The organism is Pedobacter namyangjuensis, assembly GCF_003313325.1.
Taxonomy (GTDB): domain Bacteria; phylum Bacteroidota; class Bacteroidia; order Sphingobacteriales; family Sphingobacteriaceae; genus Pedobacter; species Pedobacter namyangjuensis.
Genome location: NZ_QMHQ01000002.1, coordinates 547,520 through 569,756, shown reverse-complemented (window position 1 = coordinate 569,756; position 22,237 = coordinate 547,520). Strand labels below are relative to the sequence as shown.

Genomic DNA, 22,237 nt, shown 5'->3' with positions numbered 1-22,237 from the left:
TCTTGGCTACGAACGGTTTTACAGGTTTTAAGCTCTTAACATTTGGTGTTTTTTATCCACAAAAACTTCAACGCTAAGGCTCAAGATGCTATATTTACACTTTAGTAATTTAGATAGATTTTGGCCAAAGCAAAGGAAACCGTAACACCATTAATGCAACAGTATAACACCATAAAGGCGAAATATCCTGGGGCGTTATTGTTATTTAGAGTAGGAGATTTTTACGAAACATTTGGTGAAGATGCAGTTAAGACATCCCAAATTTTGGGTATCATTTTAACGAAGAGAGGTACCGGTCCAAACGGTGCTTTGGAATTGGCTGGCTTTCCGCATCATTCTTTAGAAAATTACCTTTCTAAATTGGTTAGGGCAGGTCAGCGGGTTGCAATTTGCGATCAACTTGAAGATCCAAAAACTACAAAAACGATTGTAAAACGTGGGGTTACAGAGCTGGTTACGCCAGGTGTTGCTTATAACGATAATATTTTAAGTCAGAAATCTAACAATTACCTGGCGGCCGTGTTTTTTGATAAACAAAGCATTGGTGTAGCGTTTTGCGATATTTCTACAGGCGAGTTTCTTGTTGCGCAAGGAAGTAGCGAGTATATAGACAAGCTTCTACAAGGTTTTAAACCTACGGAAGTTGTTTTTCAGAAAAGTAAACGACAAGATTTTTTAAATCTTTTTGGCGATAAATTTTATACTTATACGCTAGATGATTGGGCATTTACAAACGATTACGCTAACGAAATACTAACTAAACATTTCGAGGTTGCTTCTTTAAAAGGTTTTGGGGTTGATAAGCTACAGTCTGGCATTGTTGCAGCTGGGGTGGTTCTGTATTACTTAGGCGAAACCGAGCATAGAAATTTGCAACATATTTCTTCAATTTCAAGAGTCGAAGAAGATAGGTACATGTGGTTGGATCGTTTTACCATTCGAAATTTAGAATTGGTAAGTACTGCCAATGATAACGGCGTTACACTTTTCGATGTACTTGATCAAACGAGCACTCCGATGGGTGCCAGAATGTTGCATAAGTGGATTATTATGCCTTTAAAAGAACTCAAACCTATACAAGAGCGTTTGGGCATGGTAGAGTATTTTGTAAATGACGATAATTTATTACAAGAATTACTGTCGCATATTAAGCCGATTGGCGATTTAGAAAGATTGATTTCTAAAGTAGGTTTGCAAAAGGCTGGTCCGCGAGAATTGCTACAGTTAAAAAGGGCTTTAATCCATATAGAAGAAGTTAAAAAACTTGCAGAAAGCACTGGTAATCAGTTTTTAATTACCCTTGCTTCTCAGTTAAATCCATGCTTAAGCATAAAGGAAAAATTAGAGCGGGAGTTGCAAGAAGATCCTCCAGCTTTACTGATTAAAGGAAATGTTATTGCAGATGGGATAGATGATGAGTTGGATAGGTTAAGAAAAATCGCCTTTGGCGGCAAAGAATACTTAGTTGAAATACAAAAAAGGGAAGTTGCTACTACCGGAATTCCATCGTTAAAAATATCTTTTAACAACGTTTTTGGCTATTATCTGGAAGTTACGCATACGCATAAAGACAAAGTGCCTGAAGGTTGGATTAGAAAACAAACCTTGGTTAACGCAGAGCGATATATTACGCCAGAACTAAAAGAATACGAAGAGCAGATTTTAGGCGCCGAGGAAAAAATACAAGCCATAGAAGTGCGATTGTATAATGAATTGATGTATCAGGTATCGCATTACATTAAGCCAATTCAGCTAAATGCTTATCTAGTTGCACAATTAGATGTTTTGTTATGTTTTGCGCAATTAGCAGTAAAAAACCATTACGTAAAACCAGAAATTAACAATAAAAAGGAGCTTGATATTAAGGGTGGAAGGCATCCGGTAATAGAAAAACAATTGCCAATTGGGCAAGAATACATTACCAACGATGTTTTTCTGGATAACGATACACAGCAGATTATTATCATTACAGGTCCCAATATGTCGGGTAAGTCGGCTATTTTAAGACAAACCGGTTTAATCGTGTTAATGGCACAAATGGGCTGTTTTGTGCCTGCCAAATCGGTGAATATTGGTTTAACCGATAAGATTTTTACACGTGTAGGAGCATCGGACAACTTATCTAGTGGCGAAAGTACGTTCATGGTAGAGATGAATGAAACTGCAAGTATTCTGAATAATATTTCAGACAGGAGCTTAATACTATTAGATGAAATTGGTCGCGGTACCAGTACTTACGATGGAATTTCTATTGCCTGGGCTATTGCAGAGTTTTTGCATGAGCATCCAACGGCCAGACCAAAAACATTGTTTGCAACCCACTATCACGAGCTAAATGATTTGGAAAATACCATGTCTCGTATAAAAAACTACAATGTAACCAGTAAGGAGATGGCTAATAAGGTTATTTTCTTGCGTAAGTTGGTTCCTGGAGGTAGCGAGCATAGTTTTGGTATCCACGTTGCAAAGATGGCGGGCATGCCAGCAAAGCTGATTAATAGGGCAAACGAGATTTTAAAACGTTTAGAGATAGATAGAACCGAAGGCCAGAGTATAAAAGACAGCATCAAAAAAGTACAAAATCAGGCCTATCAGCTACAAATGTTTGCAATTGATGATCCGACGCTTGTGAAGATTAGAGATACGCTAAATAACTTGGATGTAAATATTTTAACACCAGTTGAAGCGTTATTAAAATTAGATGAAATCCAAAGACTGATTAAACAATAAGTCTTAGCAATCAATTTTATAATGACGAGAACTTTAAATTTCAGGTATTTTAATTTTTTCCTGATGGCAATGGTATTATTTCTAGCTTCTTGCGGATCTAGAAAATATACAGCGAAACCAGATACTAAAGCTAGTAAAGCTGCCGATGCAATGGCAGCGTTAAAAAGCAAAGATTTGTATAAGTTTATTACGGATTGGACGGGTGTCAAATATCGGCTAGGCGGTTTAGACAAAAGCGGGATCGATTGTTCAGGCTTTGCACTATTGCTTACCAAAAATATTTATGGTCAAACTTTACCACGTCGATCAAAAGATCAGGCAAACGCAGTTAAAAGTCGAAGTTTAAGTAATTTAAAAGAAGGAGATTTGATATTTTTTTCTTTCGGCGGTGGCGATGTAGATCATGTTGGCGTTTATTTAAATAACGATTTTTTTGTTCATGCATCTACCACTCGCGGGGTAATTGTAGATGATTTAAATATGCCTGTATATCAAAAAGCAATAGTAAAAACCGGCACTTTAAAATAGTTTAGGCTAATAAAAAAATCAATTAAAATTATCCCATATGGTTATAATAACACTTAGAGAAAGACCGGAAAACATTAACAACGTTAAATTAAACGGTCTATATTTACAGTTTGCAAATCTTTTAGCAGAGTTGAGAACCAAGCAGTTAAATTCCAATTTAATTAGCTCCATCAACTCGGATGTTGAGGAAATAAACGATTCTTTATTCGTTGGTGATGATTTAAAAAAACTTGTAAAACAGAAGCAAACAAGCATTTTAAAACGACTTGAAAAAGAGTTTAAGTTCACGCCCAGGAATTACTATAGAAACCTTTGGATGGTTTTAGGACTTAGTGCTTTTGGTTTGCCTATTGGAATGATTTTCGGGTTCAGTATCGGAAATATTGGTTTGATGGGAGTTGGTTTGCCAATAGGGATGGCCGTTGGTGCCGTTGTAGGTACTGCAATGGATAAAAAAGCGTTAGATAACGGAACGCAACTGGATTTGGAAATTAAATATTAGTGCTAAGCATCCAACTACCGTTTTTTAATAAATTACTGTTTTCGAATATTGAATATAAAATAAAACTATGCGTAAAATTTTTAGCTTAATTTTTCTGCTTTTCGCTCTTTCGTTAAATAGCTCTATCGCTCAAACAGCGTTGAAGGTTGGTCAAACTGTGCCAAATATTACCTTGCTAAGTACTAGCGGCGCCATGTACGATTTCAATTCTCAGAAAAATGCAAAAGGCTTTATTGTTATTTTTATGACTCCAACTTGTGATCATTGTATAGCCTACGAACCAAGAGTTATGGCTTTAGATAAAAAATACAAAGCTAAGGGATATCCGGTTGTTGCCATTGGACCGTATGGAGATAATCCCATAAAATATCCGCTGGATGCGATGCCTGAAATGAAAAAATTGGCATTAAACAAGGGTTTCACTTTTCCATATTTATCAGATACTAACTTTAAGTACACATTTATGTTGGGGATAAAAGAAACACCAACTGCAGCAATTTTACAAAAAACTTCTAAAGGTTTGTTAATCAAATATATTGGAAGAATAGATGATGAAAATAATCCGAAATTAACGCCTAAGAACAAATTTGTTGAGCAACAGGTTAGTAAACTGCTGTAAAAATTTACCAAACGCTAATTCATGAAAAAGTATATTGTAATTTTCTTTTTACTGTTTGTTTTTTTTGAAACAAAAGCACAAGTTAAATTGCTAACTTTAAAAGAGTTAGATGCCAGAGTAGCCAAAGGTAAAGATACTACATACGTTGTTAACTTTTGGGCCACTTGGTGTGGGCCTTGCGTTGAGGAGCTCCCAAATTTTGAGAAGTTGCAAAAAGACAGTATGGCAAAGCCGATAAAGGTTTTGCTAGTTAGCTTAGATTTTAAATCGAAATTGCAAAGCCAAGTAATACCATTTGTTAGTAAAAACAAATTGCAGAGCGAAGTTTTTGTGATTAACGAACCAGACCAACAAGCATTTATAGAAAAGGTAGACAAAAAATGGTCTGGTGCAATACCGGCCACTCTTTTTGTAAATAAAGACAAGAATAAACGTGCTTTTTTTGAGAAAGAATTTACTTATCAGGAACTGATAACAACATTAGAAAACTTAAAATAATTACGATGAGAAGAATTTTATTTGCTTGTTTTATAATGCTAGGCATTACAGCTCAGGCTCAAACTGGCTACCAAGTTGGCGATCTTACCACTGATTTTAACCTTAAGAACGTTGACGGCAGGAAGGTTTCTTTAGCTAATTACGCGGCTGCAAAAGGGTATATTGTTGTGTTTACTTGTAACACCTGCCCAGTTGCTAAAGCTTACCAAGATAGGGTTGAGGCCTTAAACAAAGAATTTGCACCAAAGGGATATCCGGTAATTGCCATAAATACAAATGACCCTGTAGCATCACCAGGTGATAGTTTTGAAAAAATGCAGGAACGAGCTAAAGAAAAGAGCTTCAGCTATGCTTATTTAGAAGATCCAGATCATATCTATACCAAAAAATTTGGTGCTACTAAAACACCACATACATTTGTATTGCAAAAAACTGCAAAAGGAAACGAAGTTGCCTACATTGGTGCAATAGATAACGACCAACAAGAAGAGAACGAAAGCAGAGAAGTTTATGTGAAAAATGCTGTTAACTCGTTGCTAAATGGTAAGAAACCTTCGGTTACCACTACAAAAGCGGTTGGTTGTTCAATTAAATGGAAGAAACAAAGTACTACAAAATAAGCTTTAATGGTTTTGCAAACTAACTTTGCAAAACCATTTTACCTATAAGAATGCCTGAGACTAAAGAAGATTATTCGTTCTGGACTAAATATAAAAAATTCGCCTCTACAGAAATTATAATGTATCTCGTTATGATTGTCGGGATAGCTTTAGGAATTATTTTTTTAAGCTAAGGATAATTTTTAAGTGGTCGGCTACGTTAACATCTGCCATAAATTTATGAAATAATTCATAGCTGCTTGCAGGGTAAGTGCCGTCGTTAACACTAAGTTTTCTATAATAAATAAGCTTGTTTTCATTTAGCGTAGCTGTACTTTCATATGTTCCAAAATCGGTTTTAAAAGTTTTGCTAATCGGGGTTATAAACGGAATTACATTTTCCGGCAACTGATAAATGACCGTATCTACATCGGTAAAACCTCTATTGATATAAACTGGCAAAATTCTATTTTTCGAGTCGGAAACTGCATTTTGAATGTTGAATGCGTTTAATTCAAAAAACATTTTGCCTTCATTTAAAGTAGCGTAATTTCTAATGTCGACAGTTAAATTTTCAGTTAATTGCGGATTTACATCCTTGTATTGCTGATATTCTATTTTATCGAACCTGATGTTGTTTACGTTGTAATCTTCTTGCAAGGCTTTTTGTTGTTCGGTAAAAGGCTTGTAAAGTATGTTTTGCCTATTGTCATATTGTGATCCCGAAAAATTAGTATTAAGCGTTCCGGAAATGTTTCCTTGAGCGTCTACTACTAAATCCGCTTTGCGAACTTGCAGGTTAGCCTTTGTAGTTAGTTTTGGCGTTCTTAGTAACTTTCCACCATCTTTTGTGCAGGCCAAAACAGTTCTGTCATCAGTAAAATCGCTCAAAAAGCCAAATGGAATTTTTTGATTAGTGCACTCTAGCCAAACCGTATCGGCTTTAAGTGGCAGACATAAAATTACGTGATTACCTTGATTCATGCTAGCGTAAGATGCATCCAAGTCTATTTTTTGCGTTCCTGCTTCTACAACGCAGTAATAAGATTCTATACCAACCACTGCAAGTAGGCTTTGCATATAATTAACCAGAGCTTTGCAGTCTCCATAGCCTAATCTATCCACGTCGGCAGCACTGTAGGGTTGAAATCCGCCAATGCCGATTTGTATGCTGATATAACGGGTTTTTTCTTGCAAGAATTGGTAGATTTTTTTTGCCTTAGCTTTATCGTCTTTTTCGTTTTTAACAAGATCTTTAATAGTTTCTACAGTTGCTACTGGTAGCGCTTGTCTGTCTTTTAACAATTCAGAATAATACCATTTGCCTAATTCTTGCCAATTATTATAACTGCCGTGATGTTTGAAATAGCTAAATTGTTGTGGTGCAATTTTAACGCTTGTTTGGTAAAAATGCTTTAGCGGACTGTAGGGTTCAGCCTTAACGGCTGGTAAATTATTAGCCTTCCATGTATAGGTTTTTTGCTTCTCATCTGCTGTTTCTTCGGCGTTAGCCAAGTGCTGGGCTTTTATGCGTAAAACTTCTGCAGGTTTGCAAATAAAGGTATAAGTGCTTTTTTCAACAGCTACGTCGTTAGCTGGCTTAGGTGTCCAATCGGGGATGATTAGATTTTGCTTAAACCTAATTTCGTAATTGTAAACCACAGTATAAGGGTAGGTATTAACCGATGGAAGAAAATGTTTGATTCTGCTATCTTCGAACAAGGAAAAATCTTGCACTGCGCTTTCATCTCTAAAATCGCTTTGCGAAAACTTGCCCATTAATTTACCAACTTCATTGTAAACTTCTCCTTTAATACTTTTGATAGCAGTATTTTTGTCGTAAAATAAAACCAGTCTTGCACTGTTTTCTCCATTTTTATTAAAAACAGTAATCGCCTGTTTTACACTGTACATTACATTATCAACGGCCTTCATGTCTACAAGGGTTTCTTGATTCCTGATAATTGCATTTGCACGAGGGCGTAAATTTGCAGGGATCAAGTCCACATCGTAATTATCTTGCGCAAGGCAGAAAACTGTATTTAATAGGAGTAGAAGTGGCAAGATTATCCGTTTCATTAGTTGCTAGCTTTTAACAATACATCAGTCTTTTGATTTTGGATAATCTTGCTGTAAAACTCCTTCAGGTACAAATATTCTTCGGCACCATAAATAGCCTTATTTAACTGTAACATTTGATTTACACTGAATTGGGTATCCGTTAGATTTGTTTGTAGCAAGTACCGGCCACCGTTATTTGGCAAGCCAATTGCCATGTCTTTAGGTTTTTCTTGCAGGTTTAATTTTTCTGGTAACTCGATATTTATTACAATTCGTTCATCGCTTGCAGCGCCCATATCAATAGGGTAAGTTCTATCATTTAAGTTAAATGGGTTTTTCGCAATGCGACTAACTATAAAAGGGCTAATATAAAATTGAGATTTGCTAGTGCCATCGTGGGCGGAGAACTCCACATCAAAAACTTCAACCAAAGGTTTCTCTACACTATCAACGGCAGAAATTTTATGATTTGAAATTTTTGTTTTGTTCAACCTCTCATCAACTTTCTCAAAATATTCATCAACAGAATTAAATTTTTTTATCTCCCTACGTTTATTAAATGCGGCGTAGCCGAAATAAGTTGTACTTAAATTTCCTATAATTTTTCCTTCGGCATTCAATTTTCCATTTAGTACAAAACTGGTTGTGCTTTTTTGATCTGCTTTTAAATCAATCCAATAACTAGGTTTTTTAAGGTTAATAACTCTTCCTTGATCGTTAATGCAACGCAAAGGCAGTAAGCCAAAAGGAAGTAGAGGTTCGGTAGCATCTAAAAGGTAACTTTTTTCGCCAATGTTCACTTTAGCAACAACATAATTAAAATCGGTTATTACCGGATAAAGTTTGTTCACTAAACCATTTTCCCTGGTTGATAAAATAACAGCTTCTGCATCTAAATTGGCGGCGCTTAAGGCTGCAATTAAGCTAAGGTTAATGTCTGCCACATTTCCCGATCGGCTATCGATTACATTTTTTATGTTTTCTTCGCTGTATTTTCCGTAATAATTGTTCCATTTAATTTGCTTTTTTATATAGTTGTAAATAGCTTTTGCTTTACTCAAATCATCTGGGCTTTCCTTTATCAAATCTGGAACAATTTCTTTAAAAACATCTTTACGTTTCATCTGCGAGCCTAATTTTTTATCTCCTACTAGATCAAAATCTACATCTTTCCAGGTTTTAGTATAACTCTTTTTACTGCCGTTTAGCATGTGTTCTTCAGCTAACTCAAAGTGCATTGCCGACATAAAGTTGCTCGCAGCAGTCATGTAATCTTCCTCAATAAACGCTGGTACATTTTTCATAATGTAGGTCATTTTAGAGCAATCTAAGGCCTGGCCACTTAATCGTAAGCACTCTCTGCTAACTTCCGCTTTTTGATCTGTTAGTTTATAAAACCCTCGTAAAGAAACATTGTAGTTGAAATTTGCGGGTATATAGGCTAAATACTCACTATGTAGTTTGGGTATATCGCTCTGAAAATACCAACTTCTAAAATTGAATATTAACGGCGATTGAATGCGATATTTGTATTCAATTATAGATCCTTCTTTAATGTTAGGAAGTGTAAATTTTGTTAATGATTGGTATTTGCTTCTGTTTTCGGTAAAAAGCGCTTTTCTATCCATAACCGTCTGTACAAAATTTTCATTAATATAGTTATGTGTAACCGCATTTACGTCTTGCACATACTCTTGTATATTATCGTCTTTGTAAGTCGGAATCACCACATCGGCATGTTTAAAACCTTCTTTGTTAAAAATTTTTATTTTAACGTGGTATTCAAAAAGGATAACTAGCCTTCCGGTAGCTTCATCTAATTGTAAACGAGCAGTTCCAAATTCTTTTAAAACAACAGCGTTAGCATTACTATCAATTGTTTTTCTGTCAAAGTCATTATCATTATGTGTTGCCGAACCGTAATTAAAGTCTTGAGAAAAACTGTTAAAGGCGATAAATACAAAACAGAGAGACAAGAGATATTTCATAAAATGAAGAGGTTAATTTGAGTTGTTAAATGGTTAGAGCCTAAAAATAGAAAAATTAATTCAATTAAAAATAAAAGGAAATTTGGCTAATTAGCCAATCATTTTTAGCACTTTTGAAGAAGCCGATGTAAGCAACATTTGGCTAGTATTACAGCTATATAAAATGAAATTAAATTTAAAACGTCCGCTAGCATTTTTTGATCTTGAAGCTACCGGAGTAAACGTTGGATCGGACAGAATAGTAGAAATTGCAGTTTTAAAGGCAATGCCAGATGGTTCAGAAGTTATTTTAACCAAAAGGATAAATCCTGAAATTCCGATTCCATTAGTAACCTCTCTAATACACGGTATTTACGATGAAGATATTAAAGATGCACCCACTTTTGCACAAGCTGCTGAGGAGATTGCAAGTTTTATTGGCGACGCCGATCTAGCTGGATATAACTCTAACAAGTTTGACATCCCAATGCTATTAGAGGAGTTTCTGCGTGTGGGAATAGATTTTGATATGAGCGACAGGAAATTTGTAGATGTGCAAAATATTTTTCACCAAATGGAACAGCGTACGTTGAAAGCTGCTTACAAATTTTACTGTGAAAAAGATATTATAAACGCACACTCTGCAGAGGCTGATATTAGAGCAACTTACGAAGTTCTACTGGCTCAGTTGGACAAATATGCAGACGCCGATTTTGAAGACAAACAAGGTGTAAAGTCAAAACCGGTACAAAATGATGTTGATGCCCTGCATCAGTTTACTAATTTGAACAAAGTGGTAGATTTTGCCGGAAGAATGGTTTATAATGAAAATGGTGAAGAGGTAATTAATTTTGGTAAGCACAAAGGACGCACCGTAGAGCAGGTTTTTGATGCTGAGCCAAGTTATTATGCTTGGATGAAACAAGGCGATTTTCCGCTTTACACTAAAAAGAAGTTAGAAGAAATTTGGAACCGTTGGAGTAAAAAGAAAGATGAGCAAAGGCAAAACCGTCAGCCTAATCAAGTAAGTAAGCATACGACAGCACAAAACAAACCTAAAGAAAAGCCCGCACAACCGATTAATAATGATATGTTGGAGCAGTTAAAGATGAAGTTCGGAAAATAGTATTTAGCCTTTTATATCTAAAAAAAATCTTAGTTAAGCTGATTTAAATAGGTTAATTGTTCTTAGGTAGTTTAATAATATAAAAATTCTTAAAGCGAGCGAGTCTTTTCGCCCTAAGTCGTTTTTAGTAAAAAATAATCCAAATATTAAATGATAAGTCAAAAAATTAGACAAACTTATTTCACACTTGCGGTAGCACTAACCGTATTTTCTGCTAGTTTCGAAAATGCCAAAGCCCAATTGCCCATTGATCCTATTTTTCAAAAAGCCTATCAAAACGGCACAAGAGATAAAAGTGGGGCGCCAGGTAAAAAATATTGGCAAAATAGTGCTAATTATAATATCAACATCGATTTTAATCCAGAAACAAGATTGATAAAAGGGCTTGTTGATATTACCTATTTCAATAACAGCCCAACCGCACTAGAAGAAATTTGGTTCAAGCTTTATCCAAACCTGTATAAAAAAGGTGTTCCTCGCAAATCGAAACTTAACGCAAGGGATTTGGGAGAAGGGGTAAAAATAAGTAGCATTTTGGTAGACGGAAAAGCGAAAGATACTTCGAGCTTAATTATCGATGGCACAAATATGCACACCGATATTCCTGCATTGGCTTCAGGAAAATCTGTAAATTTTAAAATCGCTTTTAGCTACACCTTAAACAAAGGCTCGCACCAAAGAACCGGACAAGTAGACGACGGCGCACATTTTGTGGCTTACTTTTTTCCGAGAGTAGCAGTTTACGACGATGTTGATGGTTGGAACAAAATCCCTTACAGTGGGGCAGAAGAGTTTTATAATGATTTTAGCAATTTTAAAGTTGCTATAACTGTACCGAAAAATCACGCTGTTTGGGCAACTGGCGATTTAACAAACGCCTCTGCGGTATTTACAAAAACTGTTGCCGACAAATTGGCTAAAGCCGAACAAACCGAAAACACAATTAACGTTATTGATAGCTTGGATTTAGCTCAAAATAAGGTAACCGCACCAAATGCTTTTAACACATTTAAATTTGATGCAAAAAATGTAGTGGATTTTGCTTTTGCAACCAGCAACCATTACCTTTGGAAATCTAACAGTTTGGTGGTAGACCCTAAAACAAAACGCAGAACTAGGATTGATGCAGTTTTTAACGCAAAACACAAAGATTACTATGAAGTAATAGATTTTGCCCACAAAACTGTTCATGCAATGAGCTATAAATTCCCTAAATGGCCTTTTCCATATAATCACATCACGGTTTTTGATGGATTAGATCAGATGGAATACCCAATGATGGTAAATGATAATCCGACAGAAAATAGATTTGATGCAATTACCTTAACCGACCACGAAATTTTCCATACCATGTTCCCATTTTATATGGGTATAAATGAAACTAAATACGGATGGATGGATGAAGGTTGGGCAACTATAGGCGAATGGTTAATCTCGCCAATGATCGACACAACAATTGTAGATGATTACGGTATTTTACCTACGGGTAGTAGCTCCGGAAATAAAGATGACAGCCCAATAGTAACCGTAACAACCGAATTAAAAGGAAGTGGAACGTTTACTAACTCTTATCCTAAACCGGCTTTGGGCTATTTGTTTGTTAAAGATTATTTAGGCGATGAACTTTTCACCAAAGCATTGCATCATTACATAAAAAACTGGAATGGTAAACATCCGATGCCTCACGATTTTTTTAATAGTATGAATACAGGCGCTGGAAAAAATCTAGATTGGTTCTGGAAACGCTGGTTTTTTGAAGAAGGGGTAATAGATATGGCTATTAAGAATGTAGCAAAAACTGATGCCGGATATGCAGTGGTTGTCGAAAACAAGAGTAATAAACCACTTCCTGTTGATTTAACGGTCACTTTTTCAGATAAAACTACAGCTCAACTGCACCATACAATTGGAGTTTGGGAAACAGGAAATAGCACTTTTAATGCTCCAGTGTCAACTACAAAAACAATTACAAAGGTTGTATTGGGCAGTACGCATGTTCCAGATAAAAACAGAAGCGATAATACCTTTAATGTGAAAAATTAGAAAAGCAAAAGCACAAGCCCGATTAACGTTAGTCGGGCTTTTTGCTACAATTTTTTGCCCAAAACCCTTTATTAAAACCGAGGGCAAAAAGATTTTCGCTACAATCCCGTTTAGTAATTAAGGAAAATGCAACAATTTAAGTTTTTAGGTCTGTGCAACATCATTAAACTTTAATTGTCTTTTAAAGCGATGAGAATATTTGAAACATTAAAGCCAGCGAATAAGGAAATTAGTAAATACGTCAGTTATTACTATTTGGATATTGCTACCGAAACAGACTATTGCAACGAATATATTTGCTATCCACATTATAATAATACGGTATCGCTCTACAAAAGTCACGGAGTAAGTTTTGATAATAAACATTCTCAAATCCGTTTCACGTTAGGTTCAAAACCTATACAAATATTCACGCCACTAAGAGAGCATACGCTTAAGGTTACCCAAATAGGACCGGTTCATAAAATAGGGATTGTCTTCGAACCATTTGGTATTAACCAATTTATATCATCTTCAATTGCAATAAACAATAGATTGACTTCACCAGAATTTACATTATTTGAACAATCGTTTTTAATAGACTTGTTTCAAGAAAATGACTTTTCAAAAATGGTGAGCAAACTAGATCAGTATTTACATTCTAGGTTTTCAGAAGTACAAAATCCGTATCTCAGCAAAGCTATTACGCTGCTACACGAAAGCACCGAAGAATTAAACATAGATGAACTTGCAGAAACCAAATTAGGCATTAGCAGAAAGCATCTTAACCGTATTTTTAAAAAATACATGGGCACTACTGCTCAAAAATATAAATCCATAGTAAGGTTTAGGCAGTTAATGAATTATAAACTGCAACATAAAAACAGCAATAATTTATCATCATTATCACATCAAGCCCATTACACTGATCAATCTCATTTTATAAAAGCTTGTAAACAATTAACTGGTTTAACGCCTTCTCAGTTTTTTAAAGACGGTAAAATTGTTGGCTCGGAAGATACCTTTTGGAAGTTTATTCGTTAAGGTCACAATTTTACAATTCTGTCGGTACTTAAACTAATAATTTTGGTTATTCAATAGCTTAAATTATGAAAAAATACATCATCCCAATTTTATTCTTGTTATCAGCTTTACAGGTTAATGCCCAATCCTATAAAAAACTAGCAGACAGTGCTTTAAAATTAATGTGGAGCGCAAAAGACGAAAGCGGTTATCGAAAATCTTTCGATTTGTACGAAAAAGCATTTAATTCTTATCCAAAAGATATAAATGAGTTAGGGTATTACAAGGCAGCGGTTTTAGCTGGTGAGTTAAATGAGTTCGACAAAGCCTTTATCTATTTGAACAGATTACTTGAATTAAATACCGACCTTAATACAACTTGGGGCTCGCTTGCTGGAAAATACACAAAATCTGAGTATAAAAATTTACTGAGCGATAAACGTTGGCCAGCTATTGAAGCAAGAGCACAAAAAATGAAGGCAGACTTTTTTAAAAAGTTAGCCGACAAACAAGCAGAATTTCAAATTTCGGCACTTAAAAGAATGGATTTTTCTAAGTTTAAAACTGGCGAAGAAATTTATCAAACGATCAAAAATTTCAATAATTATCAATCTAAAAAGGAAGCTGGCTATTCCATAAAATTTAAAGTAACCGATAGTTTATTTACATCATACTATGTGAGTTTGCCAAATAACTACGATCCGACCAAACGATACGCATTGATGTTTTTCTTGCACGGGGCAGTGCAGTCAAACGGTTTTTCTGATTATCAGAACGAAAGTATTTTAGAGGGATGGAATAGGTTTTACACCAAATATGCGAAGTTGAATGATGTAATAATGGTTTATCCGCAGGGTTCAAAAAAATATAATTGGATGAGTCCTGACGATGGATTTTTCATGATTCCGGCAATGCTTAAAGAAATTAAACAAGCCATTAATATAGATGATGATAAAGTTTTTATAACCGGCCACTCTAATGGCGCAACAGGGTCATTCTCTTACTTGATGAAACAGCAAAACCCATTTGCGGGTTTCTATGGTTTTAATACGCAACCGAAAGTAAGAAATGGCGGCACTTTTATTAGAAATATCGCTAATCGTTCTTATTTTAATGTTTCTACAGACGAAGATTATTATTATCCGCCAGATGCAAACGATAGCTTAAATGTAATTATGAAAGATTTGAAAGCTGACTACCAAGACCACCGTTACAATGGTTGGCCACATTGGTTTCCACAATTCGATGAATCGGAGCCCGTTTATCCTTTGATGTTTGCGGATATTAAGAAACGTAAACGTAATCCATTTCAGCCTAAAATTTATTGGGAAACAGATAACCTACAAAATGGTAAAGCTGATTGGCTGCAAATAACCGCTTTAGATACTTTAACAAAATCTGCAACGTGGCATCATAAAATTAATTTCAATATTTATAAACTTCTTTCGTACGATAAGAACGAAGATTTGGTTACGAAAGATACCTTGGTTAAGGCTTTTAATTTCCCAAGAAAATCTGGTGCGATAAAGGCGTCATATCAGAATAATAGGTTCAATGTAGAAACTTCAAACGTTACTGCGTTTAGTATTTTTATATCTCCAGAAATGGTTGATATTAAACAGCCGATAACTGTTTACGTTAACGGCGTGAAAAAGAAAACTCAAAACGCCATCTATAACAAAGAACTGATTATGCAAAACTTTAATGAGACGCTGGACAGAAAAGCTATTTGGATAGATAAAATTGATGTCAGTTTATAATAAATTAGTAAGAAGTAGGGTAGAACGGTTTTGCAATTAAACCTTCATCGCTAAGTAAGTAATTTTTGGTGTTGCTTTTTAAGACCTTTTGTATCGTAGTTTTATATTCAATTCCGTTATCGTTTACGATGAAGTTATTCTGTATTAATCTAACACCGTGACTGTAATCTGCCCAATTATTAGTGTGTTTGTTGTAAACTGGCTGTATCGGTTTTCCATCTAATTTATGCCAACCATAAATTACCACTCTTTTGGTCTTTTCACCATAAATTTTATTACTGATAATAATGTCTTTTTTGCTTCCAGCTGTTAATTCGCTTGCAATGTGCTTTAAAATATATGGGTTTAGTTGTAATTTAATGCTGTCGTTATGCGCAATAAAAATCGGTACTGTATTCATTAATTTAGATGGCGAAATTGGTTGTGGCGCAAGTTTGATTTTGGCATTTTTATAGATTTGATCCACCATTCTTTTGGTGGGTAAGCTTGTTTTTGTAAGCTTGGCAATTCTCTGTGCTAGCACAGGTGTCATCGGGATATAAAAGAAATCGTTGTCGTTACCGATACAGAAATAATCAGGCAGTACAAAATAAGTAATAGAAACTTTATCTGTGCCTAAATCCCAATCTGTACTATCCGTAACTTGTTGTAGAGAACGCAAAAAGTCTGGAACATTTCCACTTTTTATCTCCTTATAAATCTGTCTTTCGCGTTTTTTCAGAGTTATGGTACTATCGGAAATAGCTTTTGCAAAGGCGCTACCAGTCATAGCATCCGCTTTGCGTTGTTTTAACTGCAAAGTTTGGGCATTTAATTTTAATGTGAAAACTAGCAGTGGTATTAGGGTTAGGTATCTCAAGGTCCTTCGATTTTTTACTAAAGTTATAGAAATAGCTTCAAATCGGCCATGCCAAAAAAAATCCCAGTCAATATATAATTAACTGGGATTGTTATAAGATTTAGATTTGATTACAAACCAATCAAACTAACTGTATCTCCGTTGTTGTCAACAAATTTAGGATCATCTCTTTTAGATTGTGCTTTGTTGGTTACGTAAGCATTTCCAGATTTTTTGTCAACTATTACCGTATTAGGGTAAGTGCCAGTTTTTAAATCTGCCAATACCTTATAATCTTTCGCATCGATAATTGTAACTGTACCAGCTTGTCTGTTCGCAACATACACTCTGTTTTTAGCAGCATCTAAAGTAATACCTAAAGCACCTGCTCCAGTTTTAATGGTTTGCAAAACTTTACGAGTTTTTAAGTCAATTACCGTAACATCTGCAGACTTTTGGTTAGCAACAAAAACACGGTTATTTTTAAGGTCTAATGCCAAGTTCGTAGAACCTTCGCCACCAGTAGCAATAGAGTCTACTAACTTACCTTGCTTAATGTCTACAATACCGATTTGGTTAGAACCCATATTGGTGATATACAGTTTTTGTTCTTTTTTATCGATAGCGATACCTGTAGAAGTTTTTCCAGTATTTTCAATTACACTTTCTAATGCATTGGTTTTACCATCGATAACCCAAATTTTGCTACCACCACCTACATCGGTAACATAAACTTTGTTCAAATCTTCGTCTACAATTACTTCCCTTGTGTGAGATTTATCACTTGGTCCGGCGATAGTTTTAACCACTTTTTTTGTTTTAAGATCGATAGCACTAACCGAGTTTGTGCGTGTATTAGTGGTGTACAAAGTTTGCGTTTTTTCGTTAATACCTATACCGAAAGCAGGAGCATCAGTTACGGCAATACTATCTACAACTGCTAATGTTTTAGCATCTAATTTGTAAATAGCTTTAGTGCCAACAGAAGTTACATAAACTGCGTTTCCTGCTTCGCTGTAAACTAATTCGTAAATGCCTTTTCCAACTTTTGCGGTTTGCTTTACGGTTTGCGCTTGTACTGCATTTGTTGTAAATGTGCTAATTGCTAGCACTGCAGCAACTTTTGCGAGAGATTTTATTGTTGTCATAATTTATATGTATTTAGGGTTTAATTTGTTGTTAACCAATTATAGAATTCTGCAAATGCACTTCTCCAATACCAAGCACCATGTCTTCCTTCGGGATTTATGGATACTTTGATAGCTGCACCAGAAGCCTTAAATTCTGCAACTGCTTTGTTGATGTCGTCGTTCATTTTTACAAAACTGCCATCGGGTTTGGTTCTGTTTTCGTTACCACCGCCGTAAAAGAAGTAACGTTGTTTCTTTATGGCAGGTTGATTTAATTTAGTTGCGATTTCTTTGTTGATATTACCATGATCTAACCAAATAGAAGGGGAGAGCACACCCAAAGTTCCAAATACATCAGGGTAATTTAAGCCAGCATAAAATGTAATTAAACCACCCATTGAACTTCCAGACATAAAAGTATTTGCCTTGTCTGTTTTGGTTCTGTAGTTTTTATCGATGTAAGGTTTTAAAGTACTAACCATAAAATCGAGGTATTTTTTACCTTCAACATTTGCATTATCTGGGTTGTCTGTATAGAAATATTCCTGTACGCGTTTCAACTTATCTTCATCGTGTTCTACGGCTACTACAATAACTTTGTTCTTAGCTTTGTCAATAGTTTCATCAACTCCCCATTCCAACGGGCCAATTCTACCTTGTGAGGTTGCTTCATCAAAAAGATCCTGACCATCGTGCATGTAAAGTACAGGGTATTTCTCCTTAGATTTTTCATAACCCTCCGGAAGATAAATCCATATTTTACGCTTTAACCCAAGTTGCGGTACATCAAACTGATTCGATAATAAATGTACTTGGTTTGAAGCCGTGGAAGGTGGAAAATCATCTCTCCAACCTTCAATATTTACGTTAATCAAGGTATCTTTTGTAATTATCGCTTTGCGTGGTGCCACTAATCTACCATCTGTTGTACTTTCTAAAGTTGGCCAATTTCCTCGGGTAAACTTAAATTCAAGCAAGCCAGGTTTTACATTGTTTATGGTGAATTTTTGCTTGCCTCCAATTGCGTTGCTCAATAACGAAACACTATCGCCAGGTGCCCATTTATTAAAAGCACCTGTAATATAAATTGGGTCTTGTTGGTGTTGCTTCGGTTTTTGATGCAACACTACCTCAACCTTATATTGGCTTTTTGCAGTTAAGCTTGCGCTAATTAAAAGTAATATCAAAAAAGGTTTAAACATTTTTTACTGTGTGATTTTGTAAAATCCAGAGATAGAGCCACCTTCAGTTACATTAAATAATGAACTTGCCGAGGTTAAATCATTATTTAACTGATAGTAACCGTTAAGATTTGCAGATGGAGCATTAACGCGTAACAATAACTTGTCATCAACCTTAATGGTTCCAAACGCCGCACCAGGGTTGGTAACTTTCGGTACACCATTAATTTTTGTGCGTGTTTTGGTAGCTACATCAATAGTATAATATTCCCAAATTTCTGAGAAGTTGATATTGCCCGCTTGGCCACCTGTTAAAGCAGTTGAAGGAATTACGGTAATGATTTTTCCATTGGTTGCGAAAATGTTCACAAATTTGCCACCAGTCATGATATCATCCATTTTTAAATCCCAAGTCTTATCGATATCAGTTTCTGAAGCTTTGATACGAACAATTTTAGACTTGCCACCTAAAGCGCTTCTTCCTTGGGTAACGATGTATAAATCGCCATTAGTGTCGAAACTGTACATGTTGTTGTCATTTACGTAAGCAATACTGCCTGTATCTTCTATAGTAATTGTTTTTTCGTAAGTACCTGTTGCAATATCAATTACAGCGATATAAACGTCTGCGTAAAAATCATCCCAGAAACCTTTTTGAGTACCGTTGGTTTTCGCATAGGTGATGTTTGCGTAAAGCTTTCCGCCTTTAACTGCTAAAAATTTTTGACCGATAGATCTGTATAAAATACCAGCTTCGTTAGCCCCTCTAGCATTTACGGCAGTAGCCAAGTCAATTTCTCCAGTTCTTGATAGGGCAGTAGGATCAAATTTTTGAATTTTTAGTGGAGCGGAACCATCCCAATAAAAGCCAGTTGTTGCGTTTGCTACAACAAAATTTCCAGAACCATTAGTGGTATTGTCTAATGCTTTTAAGAATTTATCTGAAACAACTTTGTTAGATGCATTAACCGTTAAACGCTCAATACCTAATTCGTTAGCAGTAGAACCAAACATTTTTAGTAATGAATTACCGAAAGGTCTCCAACCGCCCATACCCATTCCTTGCAAAGAGGTTGAGTTAATATTTGATACATTACCAGTTGGAATAGCGTCAAAAGAAGTTGCGTAACCAGGCTTGGTAAGATTATTATCACTCATTGTAATCATTACGTATTTACTGGTTGGCGTTGGTTCAACAACACCCGGGCCTTTAGACTTGCTACAAGAAGATAAGCCAGTTATTGCAGCAATAGCTACAATTAATCCTTTGAAATATAATTTGTTCATTTTATGATGTAATTTAATTTTAAGTGAAAACTTCTACCTGCTTTTTGTACTCGGTAGTTGTCGTAAAGGTTATTGTCTAATAAGTTTTTTGCTTCTACACCTACAGAAAGCTGATTATCAAGAAAAGCGTAGTTTGCACCTACAGTTACCAAATGCTGATTTGGTATAAGGAGTAAACTATTAATATTGGCAGAGCTACCTAAGCCTAAAAATCCGCCAGATTCTAATCTTTTTGGAATGGTTTCTAAGTAATATTCCCTAACAAAACTGTAATATCCGTAAGCTTTAAATTTGTTTAAATTGTAGTTTAAGCCAGCATTGGCGAAAAAGTAAGGCGTGTTTCTTAACCTCGCATCGTTTTTTTCTGCGCCACCATCTGCTGTCGAAACATCAAAAAGTCTTAAATCCTGAAATGTAGCATTTGCGTTTACGATTAGATTTTTAGTTAGATAAATATTTCCATCAAGCTCAACACCATAACCTTTAACATTTTCTTGGTTTTCGAAATGTGCATAAGGCTGTTGTATAGGCACTAAAAGGATTAAATTTTTAGTTCGGCGATAAAAAGTATTTACTTCAAAAGTATAAGAAGAAGATTTGTTGTAACGATATCCTAAATTGAAATTTAAACTACGTTCTGGCTTAAGGTCGAAGTTTGGCACGACAAAAATAGCATCACCAAATAGCTCGTTTTGATCTGGTAATCGATTTGCATATTCTGCAGAAAATCTCACTAAACTTCTATTGTTGATTTCGTACTTAACCGCGTCGGCAATTCCCCAGCTGTTATCACTAATACTTTTAATCTCGTTGCTAAAAATGGGTCTAGCCTCGTAAGCTTCTACACCACTTGCAGAATAGTTAAAAAATTTGCCCATTAATACGTGGTTCAATTTTTTATCAAAGAAATCTGACGAAATACCGAGAGATGTTACCAGTTTTCTGTAAGATGATTTAATGCTTAAAATATCAATGTCCGTTCCTGAAAATCTTGCACCTAATGGATCGGAGCCATCTCTACTAGCACTTGTAAATACGTTATTTAGTTCTAAATTGTGGTTGTCGGCTAAACGAAATGACAGGTTTGTACGACTCGTAAAATTTCTGCTGTCGATATCAGAGTTTGAAGGTTGCCTGCTTTCACCAACTTTTAATGGGTTAGGGGTGAAGTTGCCAAACCAATCATATTGCCCGCGTAGAGTATCAATTCTGTTAATGTTTAAGTTGCTATAAGTTAAAAACTGATTGATGTTTAGCTTATCGTTAAACAACGACTTTTTATAATTTATAGATGGAATTATAGATGATTGCTTGCTTAAAACTGCCCCATACGGATCGGTCATTAAAGCTGGGTGCTGTTGCTCGCGACGATTGCTGAAGGTGCTCAATTCAAACTTAATTTCATCGGCCCAAGTTCTGTTACTTAAACCCGCGTAAAACTGTGCGAAATATCCAGTGTAAGCATTGTGAAACAGCGGTACATTAGCATCATATTGGTTTCTAGTAATGGGATCGGTTGCTCTAATTAAAGCCTCGTAATTATTGTCTGAGTGATTGAAAAAAGCATCAACTCCGGCAAACCATTTACTTGCAGTATCAGTATAAAATCCGTTTAAATTAAAACGATGCGTGTTAAAGGAAGCTAACTCATAACCCGTCTCCAAGTATTTTTTAGAAGGTTTTCTACTAATTAAATTTACAGCACCACCCAAAGCATCTGCACCTAATGCAACGGGTAAAACGCCTTTAAATACTTCGATACGTTGCAACATGTTTGCTGGTAAAGCCGATAGCGTAAAACCATCGCCCAAATAATCTAATGGAATTCCGTCTTTAAAATATTTAACAGATTTACCTTGGAAGCCATTTAAAGAAACATCTGATGAAGCACCAAGTCCGCCAGTCTGCCTAATTCTAACACCGGCAGTTCTGTTCATTAATTCTGTAACGGTTGCCGGTTTATTATAGGCATCCTGTAAATCAATAACTGTAGATTTTACAGCTTGTTCTTTTGCTTTATCAGTTTCTGTTTTGCCAACAATGGTTACGTTATCCAACGTATTTATACTTTCTTTCAATACAAAATCGAATACGCGTTCGCTGGCGGTAACTTTTATTTCCTTCTCTAGTTTTAGGTAGCCCACAGCATTAAGTATAATCTTATATATACCGTTTGCATTTAAACTTACGCTATAATCGCCTTGCGCATTCGTAGTTGTTTGCTTTGCATTGATAACTACAGTTGCGCCCGAAACAGTTTGCCCATGCTGATCGAGCACTTTGCCCTTAATATGTACATTGTTTTGTGCTTGCGACTGACTAACTAAGCAAAATGTCAATATAAACATTAAGGCGAAAAGCGTTTT

At 35.5% G+C, this 22,237-nt stretch carries 17 protein-coding genes; 10 read left to right on the top strand and 7 right to left on the bottom strand.

Annotation, left to right across the window (positions count from 1 at the left end):
• Positions 1 to 120 precede the first annotated feature (120 nt).
• The 6 genes from mutS (at position 121) to DUT69_RS09595 (ending at position 5,497) form a co-directional block, all read left to right on the top strand.
• Positions 121 to 2,730 carry a DNA mismatch repair protein MutS gene (mutS, locus tag DUT69_RS09620; protein WP_113653013.1) on the top strand — a complete coding sequence of 870 codons (2,610 nt, stop codon included), beginning with the start codon at positions 121 to 123 and terminating at the stop codon, positions 2,728 to 2,730.
• A 21-nt stretch (positions 2,731 to 2,751) separates the two neighbouring features.
• Entirely contained in the window at positions 2,752 to 3,258 is a 507-nt protein-coding gene (locus DUT69_RS09615; RefSeq protein ID WP_113653012.1) for a C40 family peptidase, read from the top strand.
• Positions 3,259 to 3,295: 37 nt separating this feature from the next.
• The gene (locus DUT69_RS09610) at positions 3,296 to 3,760 is read left to right on the top strand and encodes a hypothetical protein (protein ID WP_113653011.1); all 465 of its coding nucleotides are present in this window, start codon (positions 3,296 to 3,298) and stop codon (positions 3,758 to 3,760) included.
• Positions 3,761 to 3,827: 67 nt separating this feature from the next.
• A complete protein-coding gene (locus tag DUT69_RS09605; RefSeq protein WP_113653010.1) occupies positions 3,828 to 4,379 on the top strand; it encodes a redoxin family protein in 552 nt (183 codons plus the stop codon).
• A gap of 21 nt (positions 4,380 to 4,400) precedes the next feature.
• Positions 4,401 to 4,877: a TlpA disulfide reductase family protein gene (locus DUT69_RS09600; protein WP_113653009.1), complete on the top strand. Its 477-nt coding sequence runs from the start codon at positions 4,401 to 4,403 to the stop codon at positions 4,875 to 4,877.
• Between the two features lie 5 nt (positions 4,878 to 4,882).
• Positions 4,883 to 5,497 carry a thioredoxin family protein gene (locus tag DUT69_RS09595; RefSeq protein WP_113653008.1) on the top strand — a complete coding sequence of 205 codons (615 nt, stop codon included), beginning with the start codon at positions 4,883 to 4,885 and terminating at the stop codon, positions 5,495 to 5,497.
• Positions 5,498 to 5,653: 156 nt separating this feature from the next.
• Here the strand turns inward: DUT69_RS09595 and DUT69_RS09590 are convergent, their stop codons facing one another.
• Complete coding sequence (locus tag DUT69_RS09590; RefSeq protein WP_113653007.1) at positions 5,654 to 7,555, bottom strand: DUF3857 domain-containing protein; 1,902 nt, start codon at positions 7,553 to 7,555, stop codon at positions 5,654 to 5,656.
• A complete protein-coding gene (locus DUT69_RS09585; protein WP_113653006.1) occupies positions 7,555 to 9,525 on the bottom strand; it encodes a DUF3857 domain-containing protein in 1,971 nt (656 codons plus the stop codon). The genes DUT69_RS09590 and DUT69_RS09585 overlap by 1 nt, the downstream gene beginning before the upstream one ends.
• 163 nt (positions 9,526 to 9,688) lie before the next feature.
• Here DUT69_RS09585 and DUT69_RS09580 point away from each other — a divergent pair, with 163 nt between their 5' ends.
• The 4 genes from DUT69_RS09580 to DUT69_RS09565 all read left to right on the top strand — a co-directional run bounded on the left by DUT69_RS09580 (position 9,689) and on the right by DUT69_RS09565 (position 15,435).
• Complete coding sequence (locus tag DUT69_RS09580; RefSeq protein ID WP_113653005.1) at positions 9,689 to 10,630, top strand: 3'-5' exonuclease; 942 nt, start codon at positions 9,689 to 9,691, stop codon at positions 10,628 to 10,630.
• Between the two features lie 150 nt (positions 10,631 to 10,780).
• On the top strand, positions 10,781 to 12,673 hold the full coding sequence (locus DUT69_RS09575; RefSeq protein WP_113653004.1) for a M1 family metallopeptidase: 1,893 nt from the start codon (positions 10,781 to 10,783) through the stop codon (positions 12,671 to 12,673).
• Positions 12,674 to 12,862: 189 nt separating this feature from the next.
• Positions 12,863 to 13,696 (top strand): helix-turn-helix domain-containing protein, encoded by an 834-nt coding sequence (locus DUT69_RS09570; protein ID WP_113653003.1) that lies wholly within the window; start codon positions 12,863 to 12,865, stop codon positions 13,694 to 13,696.
• Between the two features lie 65 nt (positions 13,697 to 13,761).
• Complete coding sequence (locus tag DUT69_RS09565; RefSeq protein WP_113653002.1) at positions 13,762 to 15,435, top strand: hypothetical protein; 1,674 nt, start codon at positions 13,762 to 13,764, stop codon at positions 15,433 to 15,435.
• A gap of 4 nt (positions 15,436 to 15,439) precedes the next feature.
• Here DUT69_RS09565 and DUT69_RS09560 read toward each other — a convergent pair whose 3' ends face one another.
• The 5 genes from DUT69_RS09560 to DUT69_RS09540 form a co-directional block, all read right to left on the bottom strand.
• A complete protein-coding gene (locus tag DUT69_RS09560; RefSeq protein WP_162796237.1) occupies positions 15,440 to 16,294 on the bottom strand; it encodes a hypothetical protein in 855 nt (284 codons plus the stop codon).
• A gap of 110 nt (positions 16,295 to 16,404) precedes the next feature.
• On the bottom strand, positions 16,405 to 17,421 hold the full coding sequence (locus DUT69_RS09555) for a YncE family protein (protein ID WP_113653000.1): 1,017 nt from the start codon (positions 17,419 to 17,421) through the stop codon (positions 16,405 to 16,407).
• Between the two features lie 20 nt (positions 17,422 to 17,441).
• On the bottom strand, positions 17,442 to 18,605 hold the full coding sequence (locus tag DUT69_RS09550) for an alpha/beta hydrolase (RefSeq protein ID WP_113652999.1): 1,164 nt from the start codon (positions 18,603 to 18,605) through the stop codon (positions 17,442 to 17,444).
• Between the two features lie 3 nt (positions 18,606 to 18,608).
• Positions 18,609 to 19,871, bottom strand: a complete 1,263-nt coding sequence (locus tag DUT69_RS09545) for a hypothetical protein (RefSeq protein WP_113652998.1) — start codon at positions 19,869 to 19,871, stop codon at positions 18,609 to 18,611.
• Positions 19,868 to 22,219: a TonB-dependent receptor gene (locus DUT69_RS09540; protein WP_162796236.1), complete on the bottom strand. Its 2,352-nt coding sequence runs from the start codon at positions 22,217 to 22,219 to the stop codon at positions 19,868 to 19,870. The genes DUT69_RS09545 and DUT69_RS09540 overlap by 4 nt, the downstream gene beginning before the upstream one ends.
• Positions 22,220 to 22,237 lie beyond the last annotated feature (18 nt).